General features: G+C 72.4%; 2 protein-coding genes and 1 pseudogene. All 3 read right to left on the bottom strand.

What is annotated here, in order from left to right:
* Positions 1-7: 7 nt before the first annotated feature.
* A complete protein-coding gene (locus IE302_RS00645; RefSeq protein ID WP_191250667.1) occupies positions 8-3130 on the bottom strand; it encodes a type I polyketide synthase in 3123 nt (1040 codons plus the stop codon).
* A gap of 1 nt (position 3131) precedes the next feature.
* Positions 3132-9569: pseudogene (locus IE302_RS00640) on the bottom strand (type I polyketide synthase); the annotation flags it as partial.
* A 19-nt stretch (positions 9570-9588) separates the two neighbouring features.
* The gene (locus IE302_RS00635) at positions 9589-15051 is read right to left on the bottom strand and encodes a type I polyketide synthase (RefSeq protein WP_444541936.1); all 5463 of its coding nucleotides are present in this window, start codon (positions 15049-15051) and stop codon (positions 9589-9591) included.
* Positions 15052-15075 lie beyond the last annotated feature (24 nt).

The following is a 15075-nucleotide window of genomic DNA, read 5'->3' as shown; positions in this document are numbered from 1 at the left end:
AAAGCGTTCAGGGCACGGGAGACCACGGCCGATCGCGGTCGGCCATCAACGACATGAGGTGCCCGGCGATCAGTCTCGGCGACGGGTACCGCAGCACCAGCGTCGCCTTCAGCTTGAGCCCGGTCGACGCGGCCAGGCGCTTGCTCAACTCCACGGACAGCAGCGAGTCGAATCCGATCAGCTTGAACTCCTGGTCGGGGTCCAAGGTCTCGCCCGCGGGATGGCCGAGTACGACGGCGACCTTCCGCAGGACGTGGTCCAGCACGACTGCCGTCCCGTCACCGTGCGGGAGGGTGGCGATCCGGTCCGCCAGGGAGACGGGGTGATCCTCGTCGGGCGGGGACACCGCCACCGCGGCCGCCTCGGGCGAGGAAGTCAGCCAGTACCGCTTCCGCTGGAACGCGTACGTCGGCAGATCCACCCGCCGCCGCGCCCCGAAGACCGCGGACCAGTCGACGGATCCGCCGTGGACGTGCAGTCGCGCCAGCGAGCCGGCGACGGCCGCCACCTCTCCCCCGCCTCGTCGCGACGACGACAGGACCACCGCGCCGTCGACGTCCTCGGTGATCTCCTGCACCGGCGCGGCCAGCACGGGGTGCGGGCTCATCTCGACGAACACCCGGAGGCCGTCCGCGACCAGCCGCCGGACGGCGGATTCGAAGTGGACCCTTTCCCGCAGGTTGCGGTACCAATAGTCGCCGGTCAGCTCCGCTGTGTCGATCCGATGGCCGAGCAAGGTCGAGTAGAACGGCAGCGCCGACGTCGCCGGGCGCACGTCGGAGAGAGGTCCGGTCACCTGGTCGCGGACCTGGGCCACCTGGTGTGAGTGGGAGGCGTAATCCACCGCTATCCGCCGCGCCTGCACGCCTTCGGCCTTCATCTTCTCGACGAACTCGTCGATGGCGCCCGGTTCCCCGGACACCACCACCGAGCCGGGTCCGTTGACCACGGCGATGCCCACCCGGTCCTGCCACGGCGTGAGCCGCGCCGCCACGAGGTCCTCGGCCAGCGCGACCGAGGCCATGCCGCCGCGACCGGTCAAGGCGACCAGTGCCTTGCTGCGCAACGCCACGACCTTGGTGGCGTCCCGCAGCGACAGCGCACCGCTGACGCGGGCGGCGGCTATCTCGCCCTGGCTGTGCCCTACCACCGCCGCCGGCTCCACCCCCCAGGAGCGCCACAGGGCGGCCATGGCGACCATCACCGAGAACAACACCGGCTGAACCACGTCCACCCGGTCCAGTCCCGGCGCTCCCGGCACGCCGCGCAGCACGTCGAGCAGCGGCCAGTCGACCCATTCGGCCAAGGCCGCGGCGCACTCGTCCAGCGCCTGCGCGAAAACCGGGAAGGTGTCGTAGAGCTCCCGGCCCATGCCGGCCCACTGCGACCCCTGCCCGGGGAAGACGAAGACCACCCCACCCGGGTTCCCGGCGACACCGTGCACCACCCCGGCGGACTCGGCGCCGTCACGCAACGACGTCAGCCCACTCAGCAGCTCGTCCCGGTCGCGGCCCAGCACGACCGCGCGATACTTGAAGTGCGTCCGGCTCGACACCAGGGACCAGCCGATGTCGGCGATTTCCCTGTCCGGCGCGGCGACGGCGAACGCGCGCAGCTTCTCCGCCTGCCCTGCCAAGGCCACCGCGTCCTTGCCGGAGACCGCCCACGGCACCAGCCCGCCGAGCACCGGACCGTGCTGGGCCGTCGGCTCCTCGGCCTGGTCCCGCGCGGGCTCTTCGAGGATCAAGTGCGCGTTGGTGCCGCTGACCCCGAACGACGACACCCCGGCCCGCCGCGGACCGGCCCCCCGGGTCCATTCCCGCTCCCGCGTCAGCAGTTCGACCGCGCCGCGGGACCAGTCCACGTGCCGGGACGGCGCCGCCACGTGCAAGGTCTTCGGCAGCACACCGTGGTGCATGGCCAGCACCAGCTTGATGACCCCGGCCACGCCGGCGGCGGCCTGGGTGTGACCGAGGTTCGACTTCAGGGACCCCAGCCAAAGCGGCCGGTCCGGCGCGCGGTCCTGTCCGTAGGCCGCCAGCAGGGCGTGCGCCTCGACGGGGTCGCCGAGCTTGGTTCCGGTGCCGTGGGCCTCGACCGCGTCCACCTCGGTGCGGGTGACCCCGGCGTTCGCCAGGGCCTGACGGATCACCTTCTCCTGGGCGAGGCCGCTGGGCGCGGTCAGCCCGTTGCTGGCGCCGTCCTGGTTCACGGCGGAGCCCCGGACGACGGCCAGCACCGGGTGACCGTTGCGGCGGGCGTCGGACAACCGCTCCAACAGCAGCACCCCTGCCCCCTCCGCCCAGCCGGTGCCGTCCGCGCCGTCCGCGAAGGACTTGCACCGGCCGTCGGCCGACACCGCGCGCTGCCGGGAGAACTCCACGAAGAGCGCGGGCGTGGGTATCACCGACACTCCGCCGGCCAGCGCGAGCGAACACTCCCGCAGACGCAGTGACTGCGCCGCCAGGTGCGTCGCCACCAGCGAGGACGAACATGCCGTGTCCACGGAGACCGCCGGCCCGGTCAGCCCCAGCTCGTACGCCACCCGGCCGGCCGCGACGCTCTGCGCGCTGCCGTACAGCAGGTAGCCCTCCAGCTCGTCGTTGCCCGCCGCCAGAAACCGCACCCCGTACTCCGACGAGCTCACCCCGGTGAAGACGCCGATCTCGGTCCCTCGCACCTCGGCGGGAACGATGCCCGCCCGCTCGAAGACCTCCCACGACGTCTCCAGCAGCAGGCGGTGCTGCGGATCGACCGCCAGCGCCTCACGCGGGCTGATGCCGAAGAAGTCCGCGTCGAAGCCGCCCACGTCCGTCAGGAAACCGCCGTGGCGCACGTACGAGCTGCCGGTGGCATCGGGGTCCGGGTCGTACACGTCCCGCCACCCCCGGTCGTCCGGGAACCCGGCCACGACATCCCGGCCACCGCGGACCACCTCCCACAGCTCCTCGGGAGAGGACACTCCGCCCGGGTAGCGGCACGCCATCGCGATCACGGCGATCGGCTCGGCGCGGCCTGCTCTCAGCGCGTCGTTCTCCTGCCGCAGCCGGTCGCGCTCCGCCAGCAGCGCGCGGAGCGCCCGTTCGACTCGGTCCCCGTTCGCCACCGGGCGATCCGCGGAGTCGGTCATGTCAGCTGCCCCTCTCGTTCAGAGCCAGGTCGACGAGTGCGTCCAGGTCCAGGTCCGCCAGTTCGCCCGTGTGCGCCCGCAGCGCCTCCAGGGGCTCGGCGTCCTTGGAAACCGGGGCCGGGCGCAGCAGGCCGAGGATGTGCTCACCCAGCTCGCGTGGGGTCGGGTAGTTGAAGACGATGGTCGACGGCAGGCGCAGTCCGGTCGAGGAGCCCAGGCGGTTGCACAGTTCGACCGAGGTCAGCGAGTCGAGCCCGAGGTGGGTGAACGACAGATCGGCGTCGACGACGGCACCGGCGGGGTGCCCGAGAACCGTGGCGACGTGATCGCGGACCCAGTCCGCCACGGCCGCCCCGGCCTCCTCCGCCGGCAGAGCGGCGAGCCTGGCGGGCAGGCCGCCGTCCCTGGGCTTGCTCGCTCCGTTCCGGCGTGGGCCGCCGCTGCCGACGAGATCGCGCAGCAGGTGCGGCAGTTCGCCGCCGGTCGAGTTCCGCAGTGCGCCGACGTCCAGCCGGGCCGGGATGAGGACCGGCGCGCCGATCGCGCACGCCGCGTCGAACAGGGCCAGTGCCTCGGGCGTCGGCATCGGCGCGATGCCCAGCCGCCGGATCCGCGAGAGGCCGGCCTGGGTCAGGTCCCCGGTCATACCGCCGTCCTGTTGCCACCAGCCCCAGCACAGCGAGGTGCCTGCCAGTCCGGACGCCCGGCGTTGTGCCGCCAGACCGTCCAGGAACCCGTTCGCCGCGGCGTAGTTCGCCTGTCCCGGTGTGCCGAGCGTGCCCGCGAAGGCGGAGAACTGGATGAAGGCCGACAGGGTGCGGTCCCTGGTCAGCTCGTGCAGGTTGATCGCGCCCCCGACCTTGGGTCGCAGCACACGTTCGACGCTCTCCGGTGTCAGCGACGCCACCGTGCCGTCCGCGAGCACACCCGCCGCGTGCACGATCGCCGTCAGCGGGTATCCCCAGGGCATGTCGGCGAGCACGGCCGCCACGGCGGCCCGGTCCGCGACATCGCACACCGCGACCTTGACCTCCGCGCCCGCCCGCTCCAAGTCCGAGACCAGCTCGGCGGCGCCGTCGGCGGCCAGGCCTCGGCGGCTCGCCAACACCAGGCTCCGTACCCCGTGTGCGGCGACCAGGTGCCGCGCCACCTGCGAACCCACTCCACCGGTCCCGCCCGTGACCAGCACGGTCCCACCGCCGAAGCCACCACTCACCTCGAGGACCAGCTTTCCGGTGTGGCGGCCTCGGCTCATCTCGCGGAAAGCGTGGCGCGCGTCGCGGACGTGCCGGACGGACACGGGGTTCAGGTGCACCCGCCCGGCTGCGAACAACGCCACGACGGCCCGGAACATCTCGCTGATCAGGTCCGGGCCCGCCTCGTAGAGGTCGAAGGCCCGGTAATCGACGCCGGGGTGCTCGGCCGCGACCCGGCGGGGATCGCGGATGTCGGTCTTCCCCATCTCGATGAAGCTCCCGCCTTCGGGGAGCAGCGTCAGCGAGGCGTCGACGAAGGCGTGCGCGAGGGAGTTCAGAACGACATCCACACCGCGACCACCGGAGGTCTTCATGAACTTGTCCGCGAAGTCCAGATCCCGCGACGAAGCCAGGTGTTCGTCGTCCAGCCCCATGTCGCGCAGGGTTTGCCACTTGGCCGGGCTTGCGGTCGCGTAGATCTCGGCACCGGCGTGTTTCGCCAGCGCGACGGCGGCCATGCCGACACCGCCCGCAGCGGCGTGGATGAGAATCCGTTGCCCCTTCGCGAGGTTCCGCACGTGGCGGAGCGCGTAGTAGGCGGTGAGGAAGGCGGCCGGCACGGACGCCGCCTCGGCGTAGCTCCATGCGCCGGGAATGGGCATGATCATTCGGTGATCGGCCACGGCCACGCTGCCGAAGGCGCCCGGGAAGATGCCCATCACCCGGTCACCCGGCGACAGGCTCTTGACGTCGTCGGCGACCTCCATCACCGTTCCGGCACCCTCACCGCCGAGTCCGGCACCGAGGGCTGTCCGCTCCACCAGCCCGAGGGCGATCGTCACGTCCCGGAAGTTCAGCCCGGCGGCGTGCACGGCGATGCGCACCTGCCCCTCGCTCAGCGGCGCCTCCACCTCGGGGCAGGGAATCCAGGCCAGGTTCTCCAGCGTCCCCTGCCGTCGGAGGCCCAGTCGGTGCGCGCCGGCCGCCGGTGGCCGGCGGTGCCCGCTCGGGGGTGCGGCCGGCGTCATGCGGGGGACGAGGTACGCGCCGCCCCGCACCGCCAGCTGGTCCTCGTCGAGGGCGAGCGCGTCCGGGAGGCGCGTCAAGGACGCTTCGTCGTCGTCGATGTCCACCAGCCGGAACCGGCCGGGGTGCTCTGTCCGGGCGGATCGGACCAAGCCCCACACGGACGCGCCGGGGAGGCTTTCGACCCTCTCCCCGCCGCCGGTGTCGAGGGCAAGGCGGGTGAGCACCACCAGCGTGGCTCCGGCCAACCGCTCCTCGGCGAGGAACCTCTGGACGCAGGCAAGCACACGGATGGTGGCGTCGCCGACCGCGGCGATCGGCTCTGTGTCGGCAAGGTAGAGATCGTCCAGGCAGAGGACGATGTGCCGGGGTCCCTCCCCCGGGCGAATCCCCGCGACGACCTCGTCCATGGACTCGATGAGCACGACGCTCTTGTCGCTTGCCGCCGACACTCGCCCGGCCAGACCGTTCTTCGCACCGAGAACGCACCACCGCCCGCAGTGGGTTTCTCGCTCGCCCGGCTTGACCGGTCGCCATTCCAGTGCGAACAGCGATCGCTCCTGCCCGCCAGGCAGCTCGGCACTCGCCTGCCTCGACGTCAACGCCCCGACGTGAGCGATCTCGCGGCCTTGCTCGTCGGCGACCGTCACCGCCACGACGCCGTCGCCTGCCGGTGAGATCCGGACCCGCAAGCCCGGCCCGCACGCGCCGGTCAGGGTCACCCCGGACCAGGAGAACGGCAGCCACACCTGGCCGTCGCCCACCTTGAGGACACCGCCCGCCACCATCGCGTGCAGGGCGGCGTCGAACAGCGCCGGGTGGAGGACGAACCCATCGCCGGCCGGACCGTCGGCGGTCACCGGCAGCGTGGCCGACGCGTAGAGATCATCGCCGTGCCGCCACACTTCCCGCAGCCCGCGGAAGGCCGGACCGTAGTCGTAGCCCGCCGCCGCGAAAGCGTCGTGGAGACCGTCGAGGTCGAGTCGTGCCGCCCCGGCCGGTGGCCAGACGGCGAGCGAACGCGCGTCGCCGGTGCGCCGCGGCGCGTTCGACGACAGGCTCCCGGTCGCGTGGCGGGTCCAACCGCCCCTCGTCCACCTGTCCTGGGTCCGGCCGTCACCACAGGGGCGCGAGTACAGGGTCAGGCGGCTGCGCCCTGCCTCGTCCGCCGTGCCGACGACGATCCGCACCTGCACGCCGCCGTCACCGGGAAGAACCAGGGGGACCTCCAGGGTGAGCTCCTCGATCACCGCGCAGTCCGCGAACTCGCCCGCCCACAGCGCCAGGTCCAGGTAGACCGTCGCCGGGACGACGACCGCGCCCGACACGGCGTGATCGGCCAGCCAGCCGTGGGTCCGCAGGGACCACACACCGGTGAAGACGATCTCTTCGGTGCCGGGGTGGTCCACCATGGCACTCACCAGCGGGTGTTCCGTGGCCGACAGCCCGGCGGAACCCAGGTCCGCACCAGCCGTCACGGCCTGGAAGTCCAGCCAGTACCGCTGCCGCTGGAACGCGTACGTCGGCAGGTCCACCTGCCGGCGTGTTCCGAACAGGGCGCCCCAGTCGACCGCGACACCCCGGACGTGCACCTGGGCCAGCGCGCCGACCACGGCGTCCACCGCCCCGCGGTCGCGCCGCGACGAGGACAGGACCAGCGCCTCGGGCACGCCATCGTCTGCCAGGGTTTCCTTGGTGATGCTCGCGAGCGTCGCGCCGGGCCCCACTTCGAGGAAGACGTTCGCACCGGCCGCACGTACATGCCGCACCGCGTCGAAGAAGCGAACGGAGGCGCGGACGTGGTGCACCCAGTGCGCGACGGACGTCAGTTCTTCGAGCGTGGCCTCGCGCCCCAGCGAGGTCGAGACGACGGGGATCGACAACCGGCCCGCGGGCAGCTCGTCGATCGATGCCGCGAAGTCGTCCAGGACCGGGTCCATGAGGGGAGAGTGAAACGCCTGATCAACGCCGAGCAGCTTCGCCGACGTGCCATCGGCGACGAACCGCTCCCTGAGGTCGAGGACCGCGTCGCGGCGGCCCGAGACCACCACCGAGTCCGGGCCGTTGACCGCGGCGATGCCGACGCCCTCGTACTCGCGGAGCAGAGCGTCGACGTCGTCCTCGCGTGCGCGCACCGCCAGCATGGCGCCGCGTTCGCCGACCGTCTGCATGGCCTGTCCGCGCGCGGCCACGAGCCTGGCCGCGGCGTCCAGATCGATGGCTCCTGAGACGTGAGCCGCGGCGATCTCACCGACGGAGTGACCGATCAGGTAATTCGGCTGCGGGCAGTACCGCTGCATGAGCCGGCACAGGCTGACCTGGATGGCGAACAACGCCGGCTGCGCGATGTCGGTTCGCCCGACCAGCTGTTCCTCCGGGGCGTCGGCGAGGAGCAGGGGTTTGAGCGCATACGGGAGGTACGCATCGAAGCGTTCGCAGATCTCGTCGAGGCTCCGGGCGAAGACGGGGAAGACGTCGCACAGCTGCCGGACCACGCCGGCCCACCGCGCCCCCTGCCCGGGGAACATGAAGACCACGCCACCGGGCTCTTCGGCGACGCCACGCACCACTGAGGCGGACTCCGCGCCGTCGCTCACCGACGCCAAGCCGTCGAGGAACTCCTGCCGGTCACGCCCCAGCACCACCGCACGGTGCTCGAACCGCGACCGGCTCGACACCAGCGACCAGCCGACATCGCCGATATCCACGTCTGGTCGGGCGGCGGCGAACTCGCGCAGGTTCCGGGCCTGCGCCCGCAGCGCCGCCGCCGACCGCGCCGACACGACCCACGGCACCGACCCGGCGGCACCGCGATCGGTGGTGCCGGCCGCCTCCTCGTCGGGTGCCTGCTCGAGAATCAGATGCGCGTTGGTGCCACTGACCCCGAACGACGACACCCCGGCCCGCCTCGGCCGATCCGGTCCGCCGGGCCATGGTCTGGCCTCGGTCAGCAACTCCACGGCCCCGGCCGACCAATCCACCTGCGTGGAGGGACGGTCCACATGCAACGTCTTGGGCAACACCCCGTGACGCATCGCCATGATCATCTTGATCATCCCGCCCACACCCGCCGCTGCCTGCGTGTGACCGATGTTCGACTTCAACGACCCCAGCCACAGCGGACTACCGAAATCCCGGTCCTGCCCGTAAGTGGCCAGAAGCGCCTGCGCCTCGATGGGATCACCCAGGACCGTCCCGGTCCCGTGCCCTTCCACGACGTCCACCTCGCTCGCCCGCACCCGGGCGTTCGCCAGCGCGGCCCGGATCACCCGCTGCTGTGCCGGCCCGTTCGGTGCGGTCAGCCCGTTCGACGCCCCGTCCTGGTTGACGGCCGAACCCCGGATCACAGCCCAGATCCGGCGCCCGTGCCGCCGCGCGTCCGACAACCGCTCCAGCACCAGAACCCCGGCACCCTCACCGAAACCCGTGCCGTCCGCAGCGTCCGCGAACGCCTTGCACCGGCCGTCCGGCGACAGGCCCCGCTGCCGCGACATCTCCCGAAAGACCTGTGTCGTCGCCATGACGGTGACGCCACCGGCGAGCGCCAGCGCGCATTCGCCCTGCCGCAGCGACTGGACCGCCTGGTGCACCGCCACCAGCGACGACGAGCACGCGGTGTCGATCGACACCGCCGGACCCTCCAGGCCCAGCGCGTACGCCACCCGTCCGGACGCCACGCTCAGCAGGGAACCGGTCTGCCCGTAGCCCGAGATGACCGCGGGGGTGACGAAGTGGTTCCCGTAGCCGAAATACACGACACCGGCGAAGACACCCGTGTCGCTGCCGCGCAGGGACCGCGGGTCGATACACGCTCGTTCCAGGGACTCCCACGAGGTCTCCAGCAGCAGCCGGTGCTGCGGATCGGCGGCGAGCGCCTCACGCGGGCTGATCTCGAAGAAATCGGCGTCGAAGTCGGCCGCGCCGGGCAGGAACGCACCGGAGCGCGTGGTGCAGGTGCCCAGCCGATCCGGATCCGGGTCGTACAGGGCCTCCAGGTCCCAGTGGCGATCGTCCGGGAAGTGCGACACCGCGTCCCCGCCCGCCCGCACCAGCTCCCACAACGCCTCCGGCGACGCCACCCCGCCCGGGTAACGGCAGGCCGCGCCCACGACCGCGATGGGCTCGGCGGCGGCCCGCGTCAGCTCCCGCAGGAGCCTGCGTGTCTCGACCAGCTCGATCGACGTCCGCTTGAGGTAGCCGAGCACGTCGGCGTCGGTGTCGTTCGTCATCGCTCCCCTAGCCGAGCTCGTTGTCCAGCAGCGAAAGAAGCTCTCGAGCTGATGCCGAACCGATCCGGTCGGCCATCTCGGCCGGTGATCCATCGCTCGCCAGGGACCGGGCCCTGGCCGCCAGTTCGCCGAGCCGGGAGGTGATCGCGGCCCTGTCCGCCTCGGCTAGATCGAGGAACGCGCCCTCGAGCCGGGCGGCCAGCGACTCGATCTCCTCGGTCAAGCGGTGGACGGGAAATGCCGGGTCGCCGCCGGGTCGCTCGATGATGCTCGCGTTCAGGAACCGCGCGAGAGTGCCCGGGTTCGGGTAGTCGAACGCGAGCGTGGCGGGCAGCTTCAGGCCGGTGTCCCCGGCCAGCTTGTTCCGCAGCTCCAGCGCCGTGAGCGAATCCATCCCCATCTCCCGGAACGCCGTCGCGGGCCCGATCCTCCCGGTGCCGGAATGGCCGAGGACGAGCGCGGTCCGGGCCCGGACGGCGTCGAGCAGCACCGCCTCCGCGTCGGCCGTCGGCAGCGACCTGACCCGCTGTGCGAGCCCGGCGGCGGGGAGCGGACGGCTCGCCGGGCCGCTGGGCCTCCCGATCAGGCCGCGGAGGAGCGGGGAGTAGCCGTCATCCGGCGCGCTGGACGACGGGAGCTCAAGACGCGCGGGAACCAGCACCGGCTCGTCCCGCGCGATCGCCGCGTCGAAGAGCGCGAGCCCCTCCGCCGACGACAGTCCCAGCACACCCTGCCGTCGCAGGCGTACGACGTCCACCGCGCCGAGGTCGGCGATCTGCTCGGTCTTCTCCGCCCAAAGCCCCCAGCACAACGACGTGGCGGGCAGCCCCGCCGCCCGGCGGGCTTCGGCCAGCCAGTCGAGGAACGCGTTGGCCGCCGCGTAGTTGGCCTGCCCCGACGTCCCGAACACCCCCGCGACCGAAGAGAACGACACGAACGCCGACAGGTCCAGGTGCTTGGTCAGCTCGTGCAGGTGCCAGGCGCCGTGCACCTTCGGCGCCAGCACCGTGTCCACCTGGTCCCCGGTCAGCGCCTCGACGACCCCGTCGTCCAGCACCCCGGCGCAGTGGATCACCGCCGTCAGCGGGTACTCCTCCGGTATCCCGGCGATCAGTCCGGCGACGGCCGCGCGGTCCGTGACGTCGCAGGCCACGACCTCGACCCGCGCGCCCGCCGCAGTCAGCTCCTCCCGCAGCCCCGCCGCCGCGGCGGCCGCCGGTCCGCGCCTGCTGGTCAACACGAGCCGGCGTGTCCCGTGGCGCGTCACCAGGTGCCTGGCCAGCAACGCACCCAGGCCGCCGGTGCCTCCCGTGATCAGTACCGTGCCGGCCCCGAGGGCTGGCACGGTCCCGCCGCCGAAGGTCTCGGGTGCGAGTCGCGGGATGGTGACGCCGCCTGCCCGGAGCTTGAGCTGAGGTTGTCCGGTGGCCGCCGCCTCCGGGACGCGAGCCCACGAGCCGGGTCGATCGTCGATGTCCACGAGGGTGAACCGGCCCGGGTGCTCGGTCTGCGCGGTGCGCACGAATCCCCAGATGGCGGCGGCCGCGGGGTCGGCACGCGGGACCTGGTCGTCGTGGACCGCCTCCCTCGTCACGACAACGAGGCGTGAGCCGGAGAACCGTTCGCCGGCAAGCCAGTCCTGGGTCCACCGCAGCACCTGGTGGACACCGCGCTCGACGACGGCGGGCGGGTCGTCGGCGGCTGCGCGATCGACGCACACCAGGACGACCGGAGGTATCGCCTCCCAGGAGGCAGCGAGCTCGGCGAGGTCGGCGCAGACGGCGTCGCCCCTGGCCAGTGACGTGGTGAGCGCGCCAGGCGCTCCCACCACGGCGTACCGGCCCGCCACCGGTCCGGATGGGACCGCGAGGTCGGCCCAGTCGACCCGGAACAGCGAATCCCGGTGGTCGACGCTCAGCTCGGTCAGCTGTCCGGCGTCCGCGGGCCGCAGACTCATCGATCCGATGCCGCCGACCGGTGCGCCGTGCTGATCCGCGATGCTCACGGACAGCACGTTCTTCCCGGCGGGGGCGAGACGGACGCGCAGCACGACAGGCCCGGCCTCGCCGTCGGACCGGTTCAGGCGGATCTCCGTGCACCGGAACGGCAGCCAGCCTCCTGACCCGGTGTCGTCGACGAGCTGCCCGAGGTCGATCGAGCGCAATGCGGCATGCAGCAAGGCAGGGTGAAGCCGGTACCGGTCCGCGCCGCCCGGCACGGGGAGCTCCACCTGCGCGAACAGGATGTCGTCGCGGCTCCATACCTCGTGTTCGAAGGGCACCCGGACCGCGCCCACGGGCGGCCACGTGACGAGGTCTTCCTCCCGCCGGGTTTCTCCGGTGCCGGCCCCGGCGACGCCGACGGCGTTGCGTGTCCACCTGGTTTCGCCCTCACCCCGGGAGTGGACGGTGATCACCCGTTGGCCGTCGACGACGACGCGGAGCTCGCGATCGGCCGTTCCGGACAGCACGAGCGGTGTCTCCAGGGTGAGTTCGTCGACGACGGCGCACCCCACCTCGCGCGCCGCCCACATCGCCAGCTCCACCAGCACCGTCGCAGGCACCACGACCACGCCGTGGACCACGTGGCCGGCGAGCCACGGGTGGCGCCGCGTCGACAGGCGCCCGCGGCCCACCACGTCGCTGCCCACGCCGTCGTCGGACAGGTCGATCACGGCGTCGAGCAGCGGGTGGTCCGAGGAGCTCCCGGCCGTGCTCTCGTCCGGGGTGCCTAGCCACAAACGCTGCCGTTGGAAGGCATACGTCGGCAACTCGACCCACCGGCCGTCCCAGCCGGGGAACGCTCCCTCCCACGACATCGCGACGCCCGCCACGAAGGCCTGCGCCGCCCACCGATACAGCCGCGCCTGCGTGCCGTCGCCGCGGCGCAACGACCCCACCGCCACCCCGCCGGCGCCCGGGGTGGCGTCGAGCATCTCCCGGATGTTCGCCATGACCAGCGGGTGCGGGCTGACTTCGATGAACGCACGGTGCCCGTGTTCGAGGAGCTGTTTCGTCGTGGCCTCGAACCGGACCGGTTCCCGCAGGTTGCGGAACCAGTAGGCCGCGTCCAGCGCCGCGGCGTCGATCCGCCCACCGGTCACCGTCGAGTAGAACGCCACCGGCGAGGACACGGGGGTGATCCGGTCCAGTTCGTCCAGGAGCCGGTCCTCGAACTGGTCCATCACCGCCGAATGCCCCTGGCCGCTCGCCGGAATCCACCGCGCCAGCACGCCCTCGGCTTCGCAGATCGCGACCAGTTCCCGGACCGCGGGCGCCTCGCCCGAGACCGTCGTCGAGTACGGCCCGTTGACGGCGGCGATCCCGACCCGGGACCCGGTCCGTGCCAGCAGCTCCCGCACCCGGGGCTCGGGCAGCACGATCCCGGCCATCGCGCCGGTCTGGGGGATGGAGGCCAGCAGACGGGACCGCAGGGCCACGATCCTGGCCGCGTCCGGCAGCGTCAGGGCGCCCGCGACGCAGGCCGCCGCGATCTCACCCTGGGAGTGACCGATCACCGCGTCCGGTGTCACCCCGAGCGAACGCCACACCGACGCCAGCGACACCATCACCGCGAACAGCGCGGGCTGGACGACGTCGACCCGGTCCAAGCTCGCCGCCGCCGGTCCCCCGCACACGGTGTCGATCAACGACCAGGACACCCAGGGCGCCAGCGCCTCCGCGCACGCGCGCAGCCGGTCGGCGAAGACAGGGGACGATTCGAACAGGTCCCGTCCCATCCCCACCCACTGGCTCCCCTGGCCCGGGAAGACGAAGACCGTCTTGCCCACCGGCCCGGCGACGCCGGAGACCACGCCGGGCCGGTCCGCGTTCCCCTCGGCGACGGCGGTGAGGCCGGCGAGCAACTCGTCCCGGTCCGCGCCGACGACCACGTGGCGGTACTCGAACAGCGATCGGGTCGCCACCAGCGAGTACCCCACTCCCGCGACCGGGAAGCCAGCGGTGGTGGTGTGTTCGGCGGTGACGTGGTCCCTCAGCCGCAGCGCCTGCTCGCGCACCGCCTCGGCCGACCGTGCCGACAGCACCCACGGCACCGCGCCCCGGATACCGGCGGCGGGGTCCGGGGCCGCCTCGCCGGGCGCCTGCTCGAGGATGAGGTGCGCGTTGGTGCCGCTGATCCCGAAGGAGGAGACCCCGGCGCGCCGAGGCCGGTCCGCCTTGCCGGCCCATGGTCTGGCCTCGGTCAGCAACTCCACGGCCCCGGCCGACCAATCCACCTGCGTGGAGGGACGGTCCACATGCAACGTCTTGGGCAACACCCCGTGACGCATCGCCATGATCATCTTGATCATCCCGCCCACGCCCGCTGCCGCCTGCGTGTGACCGATGTTCGACTTCAACGACCCCAGCCACAGCGGCCGACCGGAATCCCGGTCCTGCCCGTAAGTGGCCAGAAGCGCCTGCGCCTCAAGGGGATCACCCAGGACCGTGCCGGTCCCATGTGCCTCCACCACATCCACGTCACGGGCCGGCAGCCCCGCGTCGGCCAGGGCCGCTCTGATGACCCACTGCTGCGCAAGGTCGTTCGGCGCGCTCAGCCCGTTCGACGCACCGTCCTGGTTGATCGCCGAACCCCGGATCACAGCCCAGATCCGGCGCCCGTTGCGCCGCGCGTCCGACAACCGCTCCAGCACCAGGACCCCGGCGCCCTCGGCGAAACCGGTGCCGTCCGCCGCGTCCGCGAACGCCTTGCACCGGCCGTCCATCGACAGCCCTCGTTGCCGGGCGCTCTCCACGAACAACCCCGGCGTCGACAGCACCGACACCCCGCCTGCCAACGCCAGCGTGCACTCACCGGAGCGCAGGGACCGCACGGCCTGGTGCACCGCCACCAGCGATGACGAGCACGCGGTGTCGATCGACACCGCCGGACCCTCCAGCCCCAGCACGTACGCCACCCGGCCGGAAGCCACGCTGGTCAAGGTCCCCGTGAGGCGGAAGCCTTCGACCTCGGCGGCTTCCGCGCCGCCCAGCCGGGGCCCGTAGTCGACCCCGTAGAGCCCGGTGAACACCCCGGTCGCCGAACCCCGCAGCCCGTCCGGCCGGATGCCCGCCCGTTCCAGCGCTTCCCACGACGTCTCCAGCACCAGCCGCTGCTGCGGATCCATGGCCAGCGCCTCGCGCGGGCTGAGCCCGAAGAACTCCGCGTCGAACTCCGCCACGCCGGACAGGAACCCGCCGGAACGCGTGTACGTCCTGCCGCGTGCCTCCGGATCCGGGTCGTGGACCGCGTCCCAGCCCCGGTCCGGCGGGAAGTCACCGATCGCGTCCACGCCACCGGACACCAAGTCCCACAGTCGTTCCGGGGACCCCGCACCGCCCGGGAAGCGGCACCCCACGCCCACGACCGCGACCGGCTCGCGCCCTGGCTCCTCGAGCTCGCGCACCCGCTCGCGCAGGGCCTGTGCGTCGCGGACGGCGCGCTGCAAGTAGAACCGGAGCTTGGTGATCTCCTCCACCGGGCCTCCCTGAAC

The organism is Amycolatopsis oliviviridis (assembly GCF_014654365.1).
Taxonomy (GTDB): domain Bacteria; phylum Actinomycetota; class Actinomycetes; order Mycobacteriales; family Pseudonocardiaceae; genus Amycolatopsis; species Amycolatopsis oliviviridis.
Note: the sequence above shows the minus strand (reverse complement) of the source record. Positions and strands in the feature narration are given on the sequence as shown.